At 41.0% G+C, this 21,359-nt stretch carries 18 protein-coding genes; 10 read left to right on the top strand and 8 right to left on the bottom strand.

Features of this window, described 5'->3' with window-relative positions:
- Positions 1-92: 92 nt before the first annotated feature.
- The gene (locus C9J48_RS22425) at positions 93-755 is read right to left on the bottom strand and encodes a pyridoxamine 5'-phosphate oxidase family protein (RefSeq protein ID WP_006231824.1); all 663 of its coding nucleotides are present in this window, start codon (positions 753-755) and stop codon (positions 93-95) included.
- Between the two features lie 91 nt (positions 756-846).
- On the opposite strand from C9J48_RS22425, the gene pdxR reads away from it, so the two are divergent.
- Positions 847-2,367, top strand: a complete 1,521-nt coding sequence (gene pdxR, locus C9J48_RS22430) for a MocR-like pyridoxine biosynthesis transcription factor PdxR (protein WP_006231825.1) — start codon at positions 847-849, stop codon at positions 2,365-2,367.
- A gap of 147 nt (positions 2,368-2,514) precedes the next feature.
- On the opposite strand, the gene C9J48_RS22435 is transcribed toward pdxR, so the two are convergent.
- From C9J48_RS22435 to fdhD, 6 genes are all read right to left on the bottom strand, one after another.
- On the bottom strand, positions 2,515-3,480 hold the full coding sequence (locus C9J48_RS22435) for a hypothetical protein (RefSeq protein WP_006231826.1): 966 nt from the start codon (positions 3,478-3,480) through the stop codon (positions 2,515-2,517).
- 497 nt (positions 3,481-3,977) lie between these two features.
- A complete protein-coding gene (locus C9J48_RS22440; RefSeq protein WP_006231827.1) occupies positions 3,978-4,610 on the bottom strand; it encodes a TetR/AcrR family transcriptional regulator in 633 nt (210 codons plus the stop codon).
- Between the two features lie 126 nt (positions 4,611-4,736).
- The gene (locus C9J48_RS22445) at positions 4,737-5,255 is read right to left on the bottom strand and encodes a DUF2505 domain-containing protein (protein WP_006231828.1); all 519 of its coding nucleotides are present in this window, start codon (positions 5,253-5,255) and stop codon (positions 4,737-4,739) included.
- A 9-nt stretch (positions 5,256-5,264) separates the two neighbouring features.
- Positions 5,265-7,253: an SDR family oxidoreductase gene (locus C9J48_RS22450; protein WP_006231830.1), complete on the bottom strand. Its 1,989-nt coding sequence runs from the start codon at positions 7,251-7,253 to the stop codon at positions 5,265-5,267.
- 657 nt (positions 7,254-7,910) lie between these two features.
- A complete protein-coding gene (locus C9J48_RS22455) occupies positions 7,911-8,825 on the bottom strand; it encodes a substrate-binding domain-containing protein (RefSeq protein ID WP_006231831.1) in 915 nt (304 codons plus the stop codon).
- A complete protein-coding gene (fdhD, locus tag C9J48_RS22460; RefSeq protein WP_006231832.1) occupies positions 8,825-9,718 on the bottom strand; it encodes a formate dehydrogenase accessory sulfurtransferase FdhD in 894 nt (297 codons plus the stop codon). Before fdhD ends, C9J48_RS22455 begins: the two co-directional genes overlap by 1 nt.
- Before the next feature lie 380 nt (positions 9,719-10,098).
- Between fdhD and C9J48_RS22465 the strand changes: the two genes are divergently transcribed.
- The 9 genes from C9J48_RS22465 (at position 10,099) to cobB (ending at position 20,134) form a co-directional block, all read left to right on the top strand.
- Positions 10,099-10,581, top strand: a complete 483-nt coding sequence (locus C9J48_RS22465; protein ID WP_006231833.1) for a DUF3305 domain-containing protein — start codon at positions 10,099-10,101, stop codon at positions 10,579-10,581.
- Complete coding sequence (locus tag C9J48_RS22470) at positions 10,571-11,362, top strand: DUF3306 domain-containing protein (protein WP_006231834.1); 792 nt, start codon at positions 10,571-10,573, stop codon at positions 11,360-11,362. The genes C9J48_RS22465 and C9J48_RS22470 overlap by 11 nt, the downstream gene beginning before the upstream one ends.
- Positions 11,363-11,632: 270 nt before the next feature.
- Positions 11,633-13,333, top strand: coding sequence for a 4Fe-4S dicluster domain-containing protein (locus C9J48_RS22475; RefSeq protein WP_006231835.1), 1,701 nt, complete (start codon positions 11,633-11,635; stop codon positions 13,331-13,333).
- Between the two features lie 8 nt (positions 13,334-13,341).
- Positions 13,342-13,983, top strand: a complete 642-nt coding sequence (locus C9J48_RS22480; protein ID WP_006231836.1) for a TorD/DmsD family molecular chaperone — start codon at positions 13,342-13,344, stop codon at positions 13,981-13,983.
- Positions 13,984-14,081: 98 nt separating this feature from the next.
- Complete coding sequence (locus C9J48_RS22485) at positions 14,082-14,285, top strand: hypothetical protein (protein WP_006231838.1); 204 nt, start codon at positions 14,082-14,084, stop codon at positions 14,283-14,285.
- A gap of 12 nt (positions 14,286-14,297) precedes the next feature.
- Positions 14,298-17,153, top strand: coding sequence for a formate dehydrogenase subunit alpha (locus C9J48_RS22490; protein ID WP_006231840.1), 2,856 nt, complete (start codon positions 14,298-14,300; stop codon positions 17,151-17,153).
- A 12-nt stretch (positions 17,154-17,165) separates the two neighbouring features.
- A complete protein-coding gene (gene fdh3B, locus C9J48_RS22495; protein ID WP_006231841.1) occupies positions 17,166-17,783 on the top strand; it encodes a formate dehydrogenase FDH3 subunit beta in 618 nt (205 codons plus the stop codon).
- 144 nt (positions 17,784-17,927) lie between these two features.
- Complete coding sequence (locus C9J48_RS22500) at positions 17,928-19,004, top strand: formate dehydrogenase subunit gamma (RefSeq protein WP_006231842.1); 1,077 nt, start codon at positions 17,928-17,930, stop codon at positions 19,002-19,004.
- Between the two features lie 413 nt (positions 19,005-19,417).
- A complete protein-coding gene (gene cobB / locus C9J48_RS22505) occupies positions 19,418-20,134 on the top strand; it encodes a Sir2 family NAD+-dependent deacetylase (RefSeq protein WP_006231843.1) in 717 nt (238 codons plus the stop codon).
- Positions 20,135-20,230: 96 nt separating this feature from the next.
- Here the strand turns inward: cobB and C9J48_RS22510 are convergent, their stop codons facing one another.
- Positions 20,231-21,274, bottom strand: a complete 1,044-nt coding sequence (locus C9J48_RS22510; protein ID WP_006231844.1) for an extracellular solute-binding protein — start codon at positions 21,272-21,274, stop codon at positions 20,231-20,233.
- Positions 21,275-21,359: the final 85 nt, after the last annotated feature.

Raw genomic sequence — 21,359 nt, forward strand, 5'->3', positions numbered from 1 at the left:
TAGCTGCAATCGTTGCCTGTATCTACCATCAGCCTATTTAACCAGCTTCGTTCGCTGGCTAAATATGGGCTAGGTACTCATGGCTTAGGGCATTACTCAGCTTGATGCCATCGCTCGTTATAGGCCGCAGAGTAATCAGGTTCTGCTATCGTTTCTGATAAATCGGAAGTCGCGATTAAAGGCCCAATCACGGTGCGATAGGGTATAACACCAGCCCAAACGGGAATGTCGAGATCGGCGGCATCATCATTTACACCGTGTTTACCAATTTTAACTGACACTTCAGTTAGGGGTATAGCAAGAAGCTCTGTGGCGTTAAGTTCTTTATCGTTACTTAGTCTGATTGTTTCTGTACGCTTCGGAGCAATTTGTTCAATAAAGTGATTGAGTAAACGATCTTTTTCTTGGTTATCATCAATGGTTGTAAAAGTGCCAAATACCACGGCAGAACGATAATGTGCACTGTGATGAAATGCAGAGCGTGCCAATACCCAACCATCGAACAATGTGAACGTTAAACAGGTTTGTTGCCCGCCTTTAAGCCTTCTTAGTAATCGGCTGTTTTTCGCGCCGTGAATGTATAACGTCTCTTCTACACGCCATGCCAACATAGGAATAACCACCGGTCCGGTATCTTCCAAAATAGCAATATGAGCAATTAAGCTGTCATCAATGATTGCATGTAATTCTGTTGTATCGTAAACAGCTTTTATTTTGCCTTTTTTGATTGTTGTTCGTGGGGTACTTGAAAGCATAACGGCTCCTTTTAATTATGTCTTGTTGGCAATCTATCGCTTAACTGGTAGCTTAATAAGTACCACTTATTACTTTATTATGGATCCAGTTATGCCTGAGTCGTCGTTGCTGAACACCCCGATGAACGTATCATCAGTCTCGCAACCGATTGATACCGGTGACTTGAACTTGAGTCGTTTTTCTCTGGCTAATAAGAAGTTAAGCCGTCAGGAAGCATTATTTCATGCGATTCAAGAGAAAATAATTGAAGGTTTGTGGCCAAAAGGTGGAAAGCTCCCTTCAACCAGAAAATTAGCGGTCGAATTGCATGTAAGCCGTAATACTGTCATTTTTGCGTATGAACAATTAGCGGCGGAAGGCTACATCAATAGTAAAAAAGGCTCAGGGTTTTATGTGGCTGTTAAGTTACCTGAACAGTATTTATTTAAATCAGGCGAAACGTCAACGATAGCTGTCGACAAGATAGCTCCGTTGTGTGTTAACCCACTAAATATGAATAGTGCTTTTGCTCCTGGAATTCCTGACTTATCGGCTTTCCCTCACGCCAAATGGCAACGTTTTTTACAACGTCATACTTCAAGAAACGGTCTACTTGGTAACCAATCCATTCAAGGGGAATTATCGCTTCGAGAAGCCTTGAGTGATTATTTGGCCAGCAGCCGTTCTGTACGTTGTAACCCTGAACGCATTATTATTACTTCCGGTGCACAACAGGCATTGTCTATTGCTGTTATGGCAGCATTAGGTAGAGATAGTGCCGTGTTAATGGAAGATCCTGGGTATATTCAAATGAGAAAAGTACTTCAATTATTTGGTATTCCTATTGAAAATGTAAAAGTACATGAACATCAAGGGCTCGATTTAGATGCGGTGTTAAAGAGTAAGGCGCAAGCTTTGTATGTCACCCCCAGTAATCAATATCCGATGGGCACGACTTTAAATACGGAACAACGCTTACAGTTGATTGAATGGGCAAGTCAGAGTAATCGTTGGCTTATAGAAGATGATTACGATAGTGAGTTTCAATTCGCGCACCGTCCGTATACTAGTTTGCAAGGGTTAGCCGGGCAGATGGGGAAAGATGGTCATGTGCTGTATATAGGCTCGTTCAGTAAAGTCATGTTTAATGGATTACGTTTAGGTTACTTGGTAGCGCCAGAGCACCTTGTTGAACGCTGCCTAACAATAAAAGATGCACTCTCGGGCGATTCGCCAACTCATACACAAGCAGCGTTAGCCGATTTTATTATTGAAGGTGAGTTACTTCGCCACATTCGTAAAATGCGCCGTTTATACCAAGCAAAACATCAAACGTTGGTTGCGGCGATTACTCGCACGTTTTCTGGACGACTAGAAGTAATAAGTCAAGCTGCAGGGTTACATATAACGGTGAAATGGCATGGAGGGATTTCAGAGCAAGATTGGTGCGCGAGAGCACAATCGATAGGTATCATTATACGTCCGCTAACCTTCTATGAAAGCGACAGAGATAATAATGATACCAACGGTACAGAGAGTAGGGAATGGCGAAGTGTGGTCATGGGGTTCGGGAATATTGCACTGACTGATATAGAACCTACTATCGCTCAATTAGCCGACGTTTTTGATTAAGTTTATATATCCAGATTCGTTTTATAAACCAAAGTTGATATTGCACTCTGTTGATGCATTGCCAGCCAATAAAAAGCCAGCTCATTGAGCTGGCTGGTAATGCGAGTGACGTCAGTCTTTTTTTTTCAGTCAAAGAGGGGGATAGGCTTAGCTTGAAAAGTTATACGTTAAGCTAACTGGGCTTGTGATACTTTGAATTGATGATTCTTGTTTATCATCAAATTTAGCCAGTATCGAGTATTTACCTTTTGATACTTTTACTGAGACATTATTGCCGTTTCCTACTGGTAACCCATCAATGTAAAACACTGCATCTTTATTGCTTACAAGCAAGATATCAAATGAGTTAATGCCGACTTCTTTCATGATTTGAGCATTGATTTGTTCATTATATTGAACAAACAAGTTAAAGCTGACGTTGTAATCAACATTCCCTTCAAAGTCCATACTGGCTGAATTGACCGTAAATTGATTGGTACTGCTTGTAATATCAATCTGACCAAAGCGAGATTCAATGGCATCATTAACAAGCTTACTTGTGGTTTGTTTGCTTTCAAAGCAGGCACGAATAGACTCATAAGGGGAGCATTGCAGCTTACCTTCTATTTTAATAGGAAGGGGTTTTGAAAATTCAGTTTTTATACGGGTAACAACGCTATTTTTGATGGCTGTAAGCTTATCGCTATACACGTTTTTAGATTGGCGAATAGAGTGATTTAGCTTCTCAAGTTCCGCGTTATATTGAGTGACAAGTGCCGTATTTTTGTGAATTGTATCATTGTTCGTTTTAATCTTATTTGATGTCTTTTTCATTGACTCAAAGTAGTAATTTGTATTTTCTTCTGTGCCAGAGAGCATCTCTTTACTTAGTTTTTGTTGGTACTCTTGGTAGGCTTTTCTTTCGTTAACAATGGAGGCTTTTAACTGACTCGTCTGGTTGGTTAACGTGAATATACTGCTATTAACTTTCGTTAATTTTTGTAATTCAGCAGTATCATTAAACTGTTCTCTTACAGAGCTGACTTGCTCTTGCTCGGTTTTTGTTAGCAATGGGGTCGCTTGAGTACAAAACGAAACACCCACTGATATAAGAATAATGGCTTTTTTTAACATGATATAACGAACCTTAGAAATATGAGAATAGTATAAATTTTCTTTAAGTTAGTAATGTTTAGTCTGTAATTTTCGATAAGTAGTGAATTCAGTGTCTTTTATATTCCGGTTTGTCATATGACTATCGATTATCTCGAGTTTAAAAGGTTCGTACACGGTTATCCATTACGTGTAAGAACTGTACCAGAAGACTACTTTGAATATCTTTATATACTTAGGTTAGATATTTAATAATTATTCTTCTACAAAGTCATTATATTTATTAAATTTAACCATATAAATTATACATTTATCATTGTTTATGATATTTCCAATGATTCAATGCGCAATTGATTTCTTATCGTTTTGTACGTTTTATTTGAATAAAAGCTGTTTCGTCAAAAATAAGGCGATTAACAAGTCAAAATATCAACGAATTAATGGTGGAAATATAAGGGCAGATAAATAAAAAGCGGATACGCCGTAACATGATTCATATCGTTACGGCGCTGAATAAATTAGTTAACCAGTTCGTCTAATAAATCTTGGTGTGTGTAGAACGGCGACTTTGCAGATTCAGTTAAGTAAGGTTCTACCATTGAAATTAAACGTAATACGCCAGCACGAATGAGTTCCGTTTCACTGTATTTATCATCTAATAGTGTTTGGTAGTTTAACCAATTCAAACTGACTAAAAGTAAGTTATCTGATAATAGCGGTAGACTGTTATTATCGCATTGCAGCTTTCCTAAGCTAACTAAATGCGCAAGCATATCGCTACTGAGTTGCCGTAATTTTAAAATTAACGTACGAATTTTACGTTTTATCTGTGGGTTTTGACCATTCAAGTTATCTAAATTTCTGAACATGAAACGATAATGGGTAAAGAGTGCCATCACGGTATGCATGAACGGCCAGTAATCATCAAAATCTTGAACTTGTTTGGGGTACTCAATACTGATAGTTGATACTGAATTTTGTAATTCATTAATCAAAGTCGCAATAATCTCGTCTTTACCGCGAAAATGGTAATATAAATTACCTGGGCTAATTCCCATTTCAGTAGCAATGATCAAGGTACTCACTTGCGAGATACCATTCCGATTAAAAAGGTCAAGACTGACTGATAGAATCCGATCTCGAGTCTTCATTTTTCTTCCTTGTCTGACGTTTTTGGTTGTAGTTAGAATTTCGTTGTTACCAAAAGGTCTAGTGGCAACAACGAAAGGGTCAATAAGCACAACGATATTTCTATAGTCGTTTTGTAAACTTGCGTATTACTCTGTTAATAACGCAGGCAGTGCTTCAAGCAAAAACTCATATTCTGTCTGCATTTGCAGCTTTATGTCATCGCAAATGAACGAAACTAATGTGCTACCAATGAATGGCACAGATGAACTAATGGTCATCTCCACATTATTACGCGTTGTAGGGCCACTTTTTAGTTTTGCTGCGGGCTCACTAAATAGCATTTGACCAGTAATCGCCGCAGGCACACCGATAAGCTCAACTTGCATCTCACACTTTAGTTGATCACCTTCTAGCCAGTGCCATGTTTCAGATTGCTTTATTGTGTTGTAATTACCTAACAGGCTTTTTAGCATACCTGGTACATTCGCTGGCACTTCTCGTTGTGTCTCCACAAGGAAACCGTCTTCTGTTTCTTCAATTTTTACGATACGTACATTACGCGCACCGAGTTTTTGATACTTTTCGATAATCAATTCTTCTTCGCTGAAGAAACGTAAAATAGTATCGAGATCTTCTTGGTAATCATGAATCGCTGAGACTTGCATAATGTGTCCTTACATATGTATTTCACGGATGAGATTGGATAACGCCATTACGTCAGCACTATTTTGTTTAGGATCGCTGTCGTGTTTTTTCCCATCAGTTTCGGGTGCCATGTTAAAACCGGTATTCATTACCAGTTCACCTAATTTAGGGTAAACGCCGTGAACTAACGCGGCAAAAAGACCGATGCGGTTTGCAATACGTTTCGGCTTTTCAATAATTGCTTTGATAATTAAATCAGCGGCTTCCTCTGACGATAGCAGTGGAATGCCACCTTTTGCTTTACGATAATGATCGGCGATCATCGGGGTTTCCACTAACGGCATATTAATGGTCGTGAAGTTAACCCCTTGTCCACATAATTCAGCACTTGCTGTACGTGTAAATGAATCTAACGCCGATTTAGAGGCTGCATAAGCAGAAAAGCGAGGTTGGTTTGTTAATACAGCAACAGAAGACAAGTTGATGATATGCCCTGATTGCTGTTCAACCATACCTGGTAGGCTACTCAGAATTAAACGTAGCGCGCCAAAGTAGTTAATTTGCATGGTTCGTTCATAATCGTGCAATCGGTCTGTTGAATGCATAACAGAGCGGCGAATTGAACGACCTGCGTTGTTGATCAAAATATCGATGTTGCCGTGATGGCGTTTAATTTCATCCATCACCTTGTTACTTTCTTCTTCTTTGCTGAGATCCGCCTGATAGATGAACGCGCGTCCACCTCGGCTTTCAACATCATTTCGAGTTTGTTGTAGGCGTTCTAAATCACGGGCAATCAAGACCAATGTTGCGTTGGTGTCTGCCAGTTTTAATGCCGTGGTGTAACCAATACCTGAAGAGGCGCCTGTAAGTACAACCACTTTATTTTCGACACAGCCTTTTAAGGTGTGATCGATATGAAGTGATGGGTCAAGGTTGCGTTCCCAGTAATCCCAAATCTTTGGTGCGTAATCTGTTAAACGAGGGCAATTGATTGTGCTGTCTTCTAACGCTTTTAATGTGTTGTGGCAATCGAATTGGGTAGGATAATTAAACAAACATAATGCTTCTTTCGGTACTTGCATCTCTTGGCTTAACGCATCCATGAAACGACGAAGTACTGGTAACTGGCTTAACTCTTTCCATAAATGCGTTGGTATCATGCGGAATAGTCGCATATCTAAACGCATTGCCATACGTGGCGCGTGACCGGCTTCAGCAAAAATATTGATAACCTCACCTGCGCGGTAAGGGTCGGGATCGACAATATGGAAAGCTTGTCCGTCTAATTCATCTTTGTGGGCAATATGATCGATGCTATCAACAACATAATCGACAGGCACTAAATTTAAACGCCCACCTTCAAGGCCCAGCATCGGCATCCATTCTGGTAATGAACGACGTAGTTTTTGCAAAATCTTAAAGAAGTAATAAGGACCATCGACACGTTCAGCTTCACCGGTTTTTGAATCACCGATAACGATACCCGGTCGGTATGCTCGCCAAGGGATGGTTGCTGTTTCTTGAACCAGCTTTTCAGCGTCATGTTTAGTTTTGAAGTAAGGGTGTTCCAAATCTGTTGCTTGCTCTAGCATGTCTTCTCTAAACCAGCCACGAAATAGACCTGCTACGGCAATTGAACTTACATGATGGAAACAGCCTGCTTGAATTCGTTCTGCTAGCCGAAGGGCATTTTCTGTGCCTTCAACATTGGCACGCATTAAATCATTTTCATCTGCTTCTAAATCGTAGACTGCTGCAAGATGGAAAAAGTGCGTTATCTTGCCTGTTAAGTGTTTGATGTTTTCTGTAGAAAGTCCCAGATTTGACTCTGTAATTGAGCCTCTTACGGTATGAAACTTATCTTGAGGAAAAGCATGCTTTTCAATTAAATCTTGAAGTTTCTTCTCAGAAGATTCGCTACGCGCCAATACGTAGAATACTCCAGGACGTTTTGCCATACGTTGCAATAAATGGGATCCGATGAACCCTGTTGCGCCGGTAATGAAATAATTCATAACCACTCCTTACGCGTTTTTTGTTTTATAAATAAAGTCATCCACAACAGCAGCCAAACTGGTCGGATGAGGATTTTCATTATGCTACTTGTGGCGTAAATTCTCAAAGAGGAGCAACCAAAAATATCGAGTAGATCAATATTCCTTCATGGAATCTTTAGATTTAGAGTAACTGCTCACATTTGGGGTGTGCAGCGATGTGAAATCAACTCATTTAGTGCATTAGTTTTTGTATTGGTAATAGTGATGAGTCAAAGATAGAAGGTAAGCCGGTATTATATTTTTTGACTGATATACCTAGCATTAGACGTACATTTTGATCTCTGAGAATAGATAGCGGCTGGTGGCAGGGCGAATTCACCGTATCACTACAAATCAATGTTATATCGTGGTTTTCTACAAAGAAGAGATTATTCTACATAGTAAAAGCATTCATTTACTAAGAGGTGAATGACGATATTTTATTTTATGATGGCTTTTTGTGGCAAGGAATAACAGGTTGCTTGTCAGAATTGCAATCATTGTTGCTGTGTGGCCAGAGCAAATATTAAAAACGAAGCATTAAATACTTGCTCTGGTCCTGGCTATTACAAGCGTAATCCGTTGTGTAATACCATTCTGGATAAGTAAATGGTCAGATACTTGTCTAGATTAGTATTAGTTAGCACTCCATACTTGCTTGCCGCTGCGTGCAAAGTTATAACCGCCTAGTTGATCACCCTTGGCTTGTATTTCCATATCAGATAACGATTGCAGTAGCTGTTGTTGTAAGGTGCGGAAGTAAATGTTTTTAGGTATTACTAATTCAAATGCTTCTCTACATAAAGGTATAAAGCCCAAACCAAATTCACCAGCTGTGCTTTGGCTTGCACACCCCACATCTGCAAGCCCACGTGCTATGTAAGAAGCAAGCTCACGTTCACTGTTACACACATCAGCCTTTGTAAGCATACTGATATTAAAGGCATGACCATGTAACCATTCTTCTAAGGCGCGCATACTACCGGCACCTTCTTGGCGTAACGCCCAGCGCCAGCGTGAGGCGAGTAATTCTTGTGGGTTTAACGAACGTGAGTTAACGGCTTCTGCAATGTCATGACTCACGACTAGCCCTTGTTGGCGTTCGAAGGCATGTATTAGCACCCAGTTTTTATGACCTGGATATTGTTGTAATAGAGCAGGGTGACGCAAAGCCGCTTCTTCTGCATGGCCCCAATGAATTGCGCATATATCTACATGCCCTTTACTTAACATGGCTAACCCTTGTCGAGTACCTGTCGAGGTATAACCGACTAAGGCGGTACTGCCTAATTGGTTCGCCATTTTCCCAACCACCATCTGTAATAAAGGGTCGTCAGATCCCGCTATTAATAAGCGATCGTTTAACACGCCGTTATGGCAAGATTCTAATAGCCATTTATCGAGCATCGATTTAGGGAATAGCCATTTACCCGTTACTTTCGTTGCGGGTAACAATGCATCGTTTGCCAAGGAGTAGACTTTCTTTTCATTCAGATCTAAATATTCAGCGACTTGTTTAGCATTCATAAACTCTGGAAAGCTAGTGGACATTACGCCTTACCTCCAGAACGATCACCTCGATGTGCACCTTTGGCTTTATCATCTAAGTTGAAGCCAGACGCATCACCTTTCACATCTAAAATCAGGTTATCCATACCGTTATAAACTTGGAAACGATTTCCTTTCGCGCGGGCTATCATGGTAATTCCCAGCGTCTTTGCTAAGTCATAGCCCATCTGAGTCGCCCCTGAGCGAGAAAGCAGAACTGGGATACCCATTTGCGCGACTTTGATGATCATCTCTGACGTTAAGCGACCTGTTGTGTAGAAAATCTTGTCTTCACCGGTTTCGCCTTTTAACCACATCTCGCCGGCTAAGGTATCAACGGCGTTATGACGACCTACATCTTCAACAAAAGATAAAATACTGGTGTCTTTACATACTGCGCATCCATGAACGGCGCCTGCGGCTTTATAGGTTTCATTATGATGAGTAAGGGATTCAAGTAAACCGTATAAGGTTGACTGGGTTAATGTCGGTTGAGGTAATGTAACACCTTCTAGTTTCTTCATTACGTTACCGAACATGGTGCCTTGACCACAGCCTGAGGTAACGGTTTTCTTACCCAGTTTCTTCTCTAAACCGTCAGTGTTCTCTTTAGTAATTACCGCGGCAGAATTGGTATCCCAATCAATAATGACAGATTCAATGGCTTCAATATCATCAATAAACCCTTGGTTTTTTAAATAGCCCAACACTAGCGCAGACGGTCTTTCACCTAATGTCATTAAGGTAACAACTTCAATCCAATTTAAGTAAACGGTAAGGGGGTGCTCGCAGGCGATCTCTTTGGTCATCATGTCGCCGTATTCATCCATCACGTCGACGGTCATTGTCTGACTGACAGAAGAGTTTGTTTTTATAATTTTTGGCAATTGGGGCATCAGAAAATCCTGCTGGTTCATCAATGTCTGTAAACAGATTATATGTATTTTTATTCTAAGGGTTCAGTATTTTAGGTGCGTCATGTTTTCTTAAATACTGAACTCGCCATATCTCACATTAACACTATGCTATATAGAGCTTAGTACTTGAAATATAGATAGAGCGAGAGATAAAGCAAGGTTCATTCCAACTTAACGATTTTTTATTTTTAAGTTAACGAGATCGTTTATTTAGACGGATTTGTTACTAGGTGATACCTCCTCCTTAGGGGTAATCTTTCCTTTATTTTTCATAATTATTCAACTTGGTCTAAATATTGCTTTTGTACGGTAGAAGAGAATCACTGTTGAGCATAACAAACAAGGATTAAGGAGCATGTGTGCAACAACTCGATGAACATAAGCGACTACAAAAAGATGAATCTATTTGGCCTATTGCCTTTCGTTTAGTGTCGGAAGAAAAGCAAGTAGGTCGTTGGACGACACTGTCTTGGACGATTGAAGATGTTGTTCTTTACGATCAAGACAGGGTGCATGAAATTGATGAATCTAAAGGCAGTTATGAGCGATTTTTAACACTTTATCGTGATGAGCGCACAGACTATCGCTTTAACCTTAGTTCTCAAGACCCTCATTTATTCATTGTTTGTGAAGAAGATAATGAACAATTATCCCCGTTATTAATTACTGCTGCGCAAAGTGTCGCCAGTAGTTATATGGACGGTGACTACCAAGTTTTACACATTAAAACCCCATTACCTGTACAGGCGTGGATGGAAGCATTCATTGGGCGACATGGCGAGTTAATTGAATTCAAGCGCAAGCGCTGTAAAGACAAGAAAGGACGTTCTAGTGGCAACTAATTTTTTCCAACGTTGGTCTAGCCGTAAATTGACTGCCAAGGAAGAGCATGAAGAGCCAACTAGCAACGATGCTTCTGTATCTACCATAACGACAAGTACTGAAGCGCGAGAGGCTGCCAGTATTGATGATTCATCGGATAGTCTTGAATCAAAATATGTTGAACCTGAACTCGGTGAATCTGCAGAGACGGTTGAAGCTGATGCAACAGACTCGTCTGAATCATTGATTGATGTTACTGAAGATAAGACTTTAACGATAGAAGATGCAGCGGATGTCACGTTTGATAGTGGTGTTGCCTCTTTTTTAAAGCAAGGTGTTGATAAAAAAGTTAAAAAGGCAGCCTTGCAAAAATTGTTTCACTCTGATGAATTTAACTACATCAGCGATATGGATGATCACACCGAGGATTTCTCGAATATTCCAACGCTAGATCCTAACGTAGCAAAGCAACTGCGTGGTTGGGTGAATAATGTATCTGAAAGCATTAAGAAAGTAACAGATGCGTTAGATGATGGAAAAGAAAGTGCTGGTGGTGATCTGACTGACGCCAATCTTATTACAGATGCTAGCACTGCGTCAGAAGGTGACGCTGCAAATCTTACTACAACAGATGAAGCATTATTATCACAAGAGCTTCCTCAAGAACTGTCACTAGTAGAGATAGCAGAGGAACAAAAGACAACAGAAGAATTAACCGAAGGTGAATCTATCCCTACCTCTTTATCTCAGATTGATAGAGAAGAAGATTTGCTTGTCGGTGTAGAAACTTACAAAAATTAATAACGAAAAAGTCTTAAAGAAAGGCAGTTGAGACATTAAGGGAATAATAACCCTATAATTGATCGGGACAAATTGACGCATTTGCATTCAAGCGAAGAGACAAAATGTCCCGACCGAGGTTGTACAAACTGTCCCTTTCCGACTTTAGTTCCTTATAGGTCATTTTATTCCGTTAAAAGTTGGTTCGGTTATTGCTCTTATAGAAGCAGAAGAACTTATCCCGTTCTTTAATCGACACTGACTAACGGTGACGAGTACACAGGAATAAGAATGTTAAAAAGTACACTAGAAGCATTTTCTGATACGAATGGTCAAGCTCGACTGAATGCCATTATAGGCACAGTAGAATTGTCGAATTTGATTCCCCCTACGGTTTCTTATGAGAGTCGTGGTGATTTATTGATCATCGGTGCTCAAGATTCGATTACAACACTGGCAAACCAATTTTCAGCCCTTCACTCTGTAACGCTGCTTGCGACAGAAAAGACGGCGATTGATGAAACGTCAAAGTCAACGAAAACTGAAAAATGTGCAAATTTGTATTTCAGTAAAAAGGTTGCCATTAAAGGTTACCTTGGCGCGTTTGAAGTGACATGTCGTGTAGACGGAACCATTACAGAAACGAAAGCCAATTTTGCGAAAGTAGCTATTGGTCGTGATTGTTTTGATCTTGTATTAGACATGACGGAAGAAGGGATAATAGCGACTGAAATTCCTGCTCCGGGTTATTACCCTGTTGGCGCAGGTAAAGCGAAGTTGGCTGATGTGATTGAAGAACTGCCTGCTATGTTAGGTACGTTTGATAAGCCTAAATACTTTCGATTAGATCCTGATCTTTGTGCGCACTCTTCTCGTGGTGTGAATGGTTGTAATCGTTGTGTTGATGCATGTCCTGCAGGTGCCTTATCAAGCCTTGGTCATGCTATCGAAATTAACCCTTATCTTTGTCAGGGAGTGGGAACATGTGCAACGGCTTGTCCTACTGAAGCGATTACATACGCATTACCTGATCCTGAAAAAACACAAAATTTTGTGCATCGTTTACTTACTCGTTATCAAGAAGAAGGGGGTGAAAAACCAACGATCCTTTTTTATGGTAACCGCGATGAAGAAACCATTACTCAAACACTGACTACACTTCCTTCTAATGTCATTCCTATTGCTTTGGAAGAGTTAGCAACTGTTGGTGTTGATACTTGGTTTGGTGCATTGGTTTATGGTGCGCATCAAGTTTTACTTGCAACTAATACGGCTTATATTCCAGCAACGATTGATCGTGTTTTGGCTGATGAACTTTCGATTGCCAATAACTTTTTAACGGAACTGGGTTATGAAGAAAATCGAATTACGCTGTTTGATTTAGCTACGGCTGATTCATTTACGGTATTTGATAATCCACTTGTTGCGCTTACACATTCTCAAACATTTGCAGAGCAACTATCAGGCACTAAGCGTGAAAAATTGTTTGCTGCACTTGAACGATTGTATGCCAATAGCCCAGAGCAACCTGAATATTCAGCTGTGCCTGACAATGCGCCTTATGGTTCTGTTGAATGTAAAAGTGATGACTGCACATTGTGTATGAGTTGTGTGGCGGTATGTCCTACGCGTGCATTCCATGCTGTGGGTGGTCGTCCAGGATTACAACTTATTGAAGAAGATTGTATTCAATGTGGTTTATGTGAAAAGGCATGTCCAGAAAAGGTTCTCACATTAAAACCTGGCTTTAATTGGAATGCTGAAACACGTAAAGCCGCTGTTGTGGTTCATGAAGAAGAAGCAGCTTGCTGTACAAGTTGTGGTAAAGCATTTGCTCCTGCATCCATGGTTAAAATGTTGACGGAAAAATTACAGAGTCACTCTCAATTTAAAGGAGATGCGATTCGTCGTTTAGCTATGTGTGAAGATTGTCGTGTGCGCGATATTTTCTCAAATATGGAAGACGATCCTGAAAGTCAGCTAAGGGTATAGGGAAAATTATGGAATCACAAAATATGTCTAATTCAGAAACTATGCCTACATCAGAAACAATAGCGCTAACAGAAGATACTCGGTTGCGTGTTGATATTTACAGCATGTTGGCACATCTACTTCGTAAAGCACCCGATCAGAATGTGATCGATTGGTTAGCGGCATTAGATGTTGAAGCTCCTAACGCATTGAAGCAAACAACAGGTATGGCAGCGGCTTGGCCATTACTAAAACTTGCGGCACAGAAAACAACATTGATGGCGACAGAAAATGAATATCAAGATTTATTCATTGGTATTGGTCGTGGCGAGATTGTGCCTTTTTGTTCTTGGTATCTAACGGGGTCATTAATGGAAATGCCTCTTGCGCATTTACGTCATGATCTTAAACAACTGGGTTTTGAACGTGATGAATCTGTCAAAGAGCCTGAAGATCATATGGCGGCCTTGTTAGAAGTGATGGCGATGCTGGTGGAAGAGGGCGAGAACACCCTACAAGCCAGATTCTTTAATCGTCATATAGCAACATGGTGTGAACGCTTTTGTGCCGATTTGAAAACTGCCAAAAGTGCTGTGTTTTACAGCGCGGTTGGCGAGCTAGCATTGCAATTTTTGACTGTAGAAAAAACGCGATTCGTAGAAGCGAACTAATATTAACGCATTCGCTTTTATTGATGTAACGAATTATAGCTATAAAAAATAATCGATTTCCTATGAGAATCGAAGAATACGACGAAGGAGCAAGCTTTATGAGTGAGCAAAGTAAACCTAATGAAAGCCGTCGCCAATTGTTGAAAAACATTGGTTTAGGCATGGCAGTAAGCGCTGTTGCTGCTGGCACAACAACGGCTGCTCATGCTGCGGTTGATAAGCAAGACGATAGCAAAAAAGAAACCCAAACTACCGGCTATCACGAAACTCAGCATGTTCGTGATTACTACGAAACCTTGTAAGCGGAGCTTTAAATGAAATTAACAAAACGTTCCGATAATGTAAGCAAGGACGAAAACCAATTAGGTATTTCTCGTCGTTCCTTTATTCGTAATACGTCACTCGCTGCTGCAGGTGGCGTTGCTGGTGCCAGCATGTTTGCTCCTGGCATGATGAAAAAAGCAGAAGCTAAAATTGTCGACCCTACATCGCCAGTTGAAATTAAACGTACCATTTGTTCTCACTGTTCTGTTGGTTGCGGCATTTATGCGGAAGTACAGGAAGGTGTATGGACAGGGCAAGAGCCTGCTTTTGACCACCCATTCAATGCGGGCGGTCACTGTGCAAAAGGTGCTGCGCTGCGTGAGCACGGTCATGGCGCTAAGCGTATTAAATATCCAATGAAGTTAGTCGACGGAAAGTGGATAAAACTTAGCTGGGAACAAGCATTAGACGAAGTCAGCAAACAAGTGCTAAAGATTCGTGAAGAATCAGGCCCCGATTCTGTTTATTGGTTAGGTTCAGCAAAACATAACAACGAGCAAGCGTATTTATTCCGTAAAATGGTGTCGATGTGGGGGACTAACAATGTCGATCACCAAGCACGTATTTGTCACTCTACTACAGTAGCCGGTGTTGCAAACACGTGGGGCTACGGTGCGATGACAAACTCGTTGAACGACATGCATAACTGTAAGTCTATTTTATTTATCGGTTCGAACCCTGCTGAAGCACACCCTGTTGCTATGCAGCACATCTTGATCGCAAAAGAGAAGAACAGCTGTAAGATTGTAGTTGCCGATCCGCGTCGTACTCGTACGGCTGCAAAATCTGACCACTATGTTTCATTACGCCCAGGTTCTGACGTTGCTTTCGTTTGGGGTGTGTTGTACCACATCTTTAAAAACGGCTGGGAAGATAAAGAGTTTATTCGTCAACGTGTCTACGGTATGGAAGACGTACGAAAAGAAGTGGCAAAATGGGCACCTGCTGAAGTTGAACGTGTTTCTGGTGTTCCAGAAGCTGATGTTTATGAAACAGCAAAATTGCTCTCTGAAAATCGCCCTGGCTGTGTAGTTTGGTGTATGGGTGGTACTCAGCATACTACTGGTAATAACAATACACGTGCTTACTGTATTCTTGAGCTTGCTCTAGGCAATATGGGTAAGTCTGGCGGTGGTGCTAATATTTTCCGTGGTCATGATAACGTTCAAGGCGCGACTGACTTTGGCGTACTATCTGATAACTTACCAGGTTACTACGGCCTTTCTGAAGGGGCATGGAAACACTGGGCAGGCGTGTGGGATGTTGATTACGAATGGCTAAAAGGCCGCTTCGATCAAGCGGATTACCGCGGTAAAAAGCCAATGAACCATGCCGGTATTCCAGTATCTCGTTGGATCGATGGCGTACTTGAAAATAAAGATAACATTGAGCAAAACGATAATATTCGTGCAATGTTCTATTGGGGGCACGCTGTAAACTCACAAACACGTGGTCCTGAAATGCGCACTGCAATGGGTAAACTGGATATGATGGTTATCGTCGATCCGTACCCAGGTGTTGCTGCTGTTATGAACGGCCGTACAGATAACGTGTATTTACTACCGGCAACGACACAGTTTGAAACAACGGGTTCTGTAACAGCAACAAACCGTTCAATTCAGTGGCGTGATCAGGTAATTGAGCCGTTATTTGAATCTAAAGCTGACCATGAAATCATGTTTAGATTATCGCAAAAGCTAGGCTTATCCGATCAGCTATTTAAGAATATTAAAGTAGAAAATAATATCCCCGTTATTGAAGATATTACCCGTGAATACAACAAAGGTATGTGGACAATTGGCTATACAGGTCAAAGCCCTGAACGTCTTAAAACACACCAACAAAACTGGCATACCTTCCACAAAACGTCGCTAGAAGCTGAAGGCGGTGTGGTTGATGGCGAAACTTATGGTCTCCCTTGGCCATGTTGGGGTACGCCAGAAATGAAGCACCCTGGTACACATATTCTTTACGACACATCGAAAACAGTCGCGCAAGGTGGTGGTAACTTCCGTGCCCGCTTTGGTGTAGAGCGTGAAGGTGAAAGTTTACTGGCAGTCGATAGCTATTCACTCGGTTGTGAGCTTGAAGGTGGTTTTCCTGAATTCACTGATAAGTTATTGAAACAACTTGGTTGGTGGGATGATTTAACCGACGCAGAAAAAGCAAAAGCAGAAGGTAAAAACTGGAAAACAGATGTTTCTGGTGGTATCCAACGTGTTGCAATTAAACACGGCTGTATTCCTTTTGGTAATGCAAAAGCGCGTTCTGTTGTATGGACTTTCCCTGATGCTGTGCCTATTCACCGTGAGCCGTTGTACACGCCACGTCGTGATCTGGTTGCTGATTATCCTACGTGGAATGACAGTGAAGCAATGTTCCGTCTACCTACATTCTATAAGTCAATTCAGGATAAAGATGTCTCGGGTGAATACCCAATGATTCTAACATCTGGTCGTCTGGTTGAATACGAAGGTGGTGGTGATGAAACCCGTTCAAACCCTTGGCTTGCTGAACTACAACAAGAAATGTATGTAGAAGTAAACCCTAAGGATGCGAATGACCTTGGTTTCCGTGATGGCGATATGGTTTGGGTTGAAGGTGCAGAGAAAGGCCGTATTCACGTTAAAGCGATGGTTACTCGTCGTGTGAAGCCGGGCTTGGCATTTCTTCCATTCCACTTTGGTGGTTACTTTGAAGGTGAAGATCTTCGTGGTAATTACCCCGAAGGCTCTGCACCGTATGTGTCGGGTGAATCAGCGAACATTGCAACAACATACGGTTATGACCCTGTAACACAAATGCAGGAAACCAAAGTAACCCTATGTAAAATATCTAAAGCGTAAGGAGTCATTCAGATGGCACGTATGAAATTTCTTTGTGACTCTAAGCGTTGTATCGAGTGCAATGGTTGTGTTACCGCATGTAAGAACGAAAACGATGATGCATTAGAGTGGGGGATTCAACGTCGACGCGTTGTAACCCTTAATGATGGTGAACCCGGTGAAACGTCTATCTCCGTTGCTTGTATGCATTGTTCCGATGCACCATGTATGGCGGTTTGTCCTGCTGATTGTTTCGAGCAAACTGAAGACGGTATCGTTCGTCACGATAAAGATCTTTGTATCGGTTGTGGCTACTGCTTGTTTGCTTGTCCATTTGGTGCACCTCAGTTTCCTAAAGAGGATGCTTTTGCTGAACGAGGCAAAATGGATAAGTGTACTTTCTGTGCTGGCGGCCCAGGCGTTGAGCCTGGCTCGATTGAAGAGAAACAAAAATACGGTGCAAACCGTATTGCAGAAGGCAAGCTGCCTATGTGTGCATCGCTTTGTTCTACAAAAGCCTTGCTAGCAGGTGATGCAGCTAAAATCTCTGACGTCTTCCGTGAGCGTGTAGTTGCACGTGGTGCGAAAGAGGCGGGTTGGGCTAATGTTGATGATCTTGCATACGATGCAAGTAAAGAACAAAAAGCCTAATTTCTTATTTGAATCGCTCGTTTGTGTGTAACAGCACACGGGCGATCCACTGTAGAAAGATGATATAAAAATAATGAAATCAGCATGTAGTCACAAAGCTGGTTTCTTTTTACAGCTGTTTTGTATAAGCAGTTAGGAGTTTTAATGACTAAGCGAATCCTACGTTGGTTCACTTTATTGGTTACTGCATTTATGCTGACGTTTACTTTGTCGGCAATAGCCAGTGAAGAGTCGAACCAAAACACAAATAATGAGCGCTTAGGTGAATCTGTCATTAAAGGTGAAATGGCAGGTTTCGCTGGCGCTGACTATTGGCGCGCGGTCAAGAATGGTCAAGAAGGGACAACAACATCAAAATCACCAGAGCATGGTGTATTGATCAGTGTTCCCGGACAGACGTGGTACATTCTGAAAGAAAAGTGGATGTCACCGTTAGGCGCATTGGCTATCTTCGGTAGCCTTGCAATGGTTGCACTCGCGTACGTCACTATTGGCCCTTTGAAGCTAAGTAAACCTAAAACTGGTCGTAAAATTAAGCGCTGGAGCCGTATGGATCGAGCCTTACACTGGAGCATGGCGTTTACGTTCTTAACGTTAGCATTCAGTGGATTAACACTGGTTTATGGTAAGCATTTCATTAAACCCATAGTGCCATCAGAAATATGGGGTTGGGTTATTTATGCCGCGAAGCAATACCATAATTACATAGGGCCTATCTTTGCTATCTTATTGTTTACCGTTTTAATTAAGTGGTGGCGTAAGAGTATAGTTAACAAAGTAGATATAGAATGGTTTATGAAACTAGGCGGAATGGTAGGTAAGCATAAAGGCAAGCATCCATCCGCTGGATTTTCTAATGGTGGTGAAAAGGTCATTTTTTGGTTGCTGATTTGGTTTGGACTGTTTATTGCTGTAAGTGGGTTTGTATTAGATTTCCCTATATTCGGTCAAACACGCCGTGATATGGAATTATCTAATCTCGTGCATATGTTCTCTGCTTTAATCTTAATTTGTGGTTTTGTATTCCATATCTATATTGGACTATTTGGTATGGAAGCGGCATTAGACGGCATGATTACAGGTGAGGTCGATGAGACATGGGCGAAAGAACACCATGATTTATGGTATGACGATGTTAAAGATTTACCTGAAAATCAGCCCGGTTATGATGAAAAAATAGATGCTGAATCGAAAGGTAAAGCAAGCCAAGATAATGTGTAATAATTGACAAGTAGTTATGTAGTGCAGACATTACGAACGTGACGAGAAGCCGATGATTTAATTATCATCGGCTTTTTATTACCTGTCGAGTATATGAAATGCCTTTATTTATAAAGCCTTATCGTTCTGTTAGAATAAATCTAGTTGTATAGTAATAATGAAATTAGGCATTTTACTTATAAAACCCTAGCGCACTATAACTTTTTAGTTAGGAACAAATAAAACATAGAAACCGAGCTTGTTGAAACACTTCCCCAAAAATATAAATAGCTTAAAAGTCTGAATATTAATCATTCATTAAAGAGACTGTGAGCTTGATACAGCCTTATTAGACCATTGTCGTATACGAAGTAGGTTAAACCATATAAAAACAATGGTATAAATAGTATATCGTTGCAATAAGGACAGTGAGTATGCTTTTTCCCTACCGTAATATTGTCATTTTAACTGGTGCGGGTATTTCTGCGGAGTCTGGAATCAGAACATTTAGAGATCAAGATGGTTTATGGGAGAACCATCATATTGAAGATGTCGCAACGCCAGAAGGATACCGTCGCGATCCTAGTTTAGTCCAAAATTTTTATAATCTACGTCGTCAACAATTAGAAAGTGGAACTGTATCACCCAACGCAGCCCACCTTGCTTTATCTAAGCTTGAAGCCAAACTTGATGGCACTGTTACGATTGTCACGCAAAATATCGACAATTTGCACGAGATGGCAGGCAGCGAAAATGTTATACATATGCATGGTGAATTATTAAAAGCACAATGCAGCGGTACAGGGCAGAGCATTCAGTGGCAAGGTGATATAAAGTTAGATGACCATTGTCATTGCTGTCAAATCCCTTCACCTTTACGGCCTAACGTTGTGTGGTTTGGTGAAATGCCTATCGGAATGGAGCGCATACATGATGCGTTACTAAAAGCGGATTTGTTTATTTCGATTGGTACGTCTGGTGCTGTATACCCTGCTGCAGGGTTTGTTCATGAAGCTGCAATGCACGGTGCGCATACCATCGAATTGAACTTAGAACCGAGCGAAGTTCAAAGCGAGTTTGCTGAAAAGCGTTATGGACCAGCGTCGAAATTGGTACCGGAATTCATCGACGAAATATTAAGTGCCAAATAGTATTTGTTCTTGCTGTATTTATCTTATAAAAAAGAGGCTCATAAGAGCCTCTTTTTATTTTATGCGTCATATCTTAAAGCAATTATCGCAAGTCAATTACTGACCAGCTTTTAGCTTTTGGTAATACTCTTCATAAATTGTATTTGCTGTACCAACATTATCTTGCCATTCACCCGCATCAAGTACGTCTTGTGGTGGGAAGATATTTTGATCATTAACAAATTCAGCAGGTAATAGCTTTTTAGCTGTTGCTACTGGTGTAGGGTAGCCGATTTCGACGGCAATTTTTGCTGCGTTTTCTGGACGAAGTAAGAAGTCGATCATCTTATGAGCTGCTTCTGTATTTTTCGCTTTGGCTGGAATAGACAAACTATCCATCCAGAAAATAGCACCTTCTTTCGGCCATACGATATCAATTGGCGCACCTTCAAGACGCGCCATATATGCAGAGCCGTTCCATAACATACCCAGTGACGTTTCACCTGCCATGTATGGGTTTGCAGGGTAGTCAGAGTTGAATACTAATACGTTTGGCATTAGTTTTTTCAATTCTTCGTATGCTGCTTTAATTTCTTCAGGGTTCGTAGTGTTAGCTGAATAGCCTAATTTACGAAGGGCAATGTGGAAGAACTCACGCGAGTCATCCATCATCATTAATTGACCTTCCCATTTAGGGTCCCAAAGATCTGCCCAACCGCTAACTTCAGACTTATCCATCATATCGGTGTTAACACCAATACCTGTTGCGCCCCAAATATATGGAATAGAGTAGTCGTTATTAGGATCAAAAGGCTTGTTCAAGAAATTAGGATCAAGATCTTTAAAATGTGGCAGCTTCGTTCTATCAATTTTTTGTAGCATACCTTCAGAATGCATCTTAGATACATAATACGTTGATGGTACGATTAGGTCATAACCTTCGCCAAATGTTTTAAGTTTAGCGTACATGGTTTCATTTGATTCGTAAGTCGAATAAATAACTTTAATGCCAGTTTCTTTCGTAAACTGTTCTAGCACTTCCGACGGAATATACTCAGACCAATTGTAGAAATACAGTTCTTCATCTGCTGCCATCGCGACATTAGTAAACATTGCAGCAGCACAGATGCCGCTGGTCATTAAAGAGGACCATTTTTTCATTATGTTGTTGCTCCTAACAAACAGGAATATCGAGAGTGCTCTCTAGCGGTATATACCGCTTCTCCTAATAAAATGGAAAAACATA

Source organism: Photobacterium profundum (assembly GCF_003026285.1).
Taxonomy (GTDB): Bacteria; Pseudomonadota; Gammaproteobacteria; order Enterobacterales; family Vibrionaceae; genus Photobacterium; species Photobacterium profundum.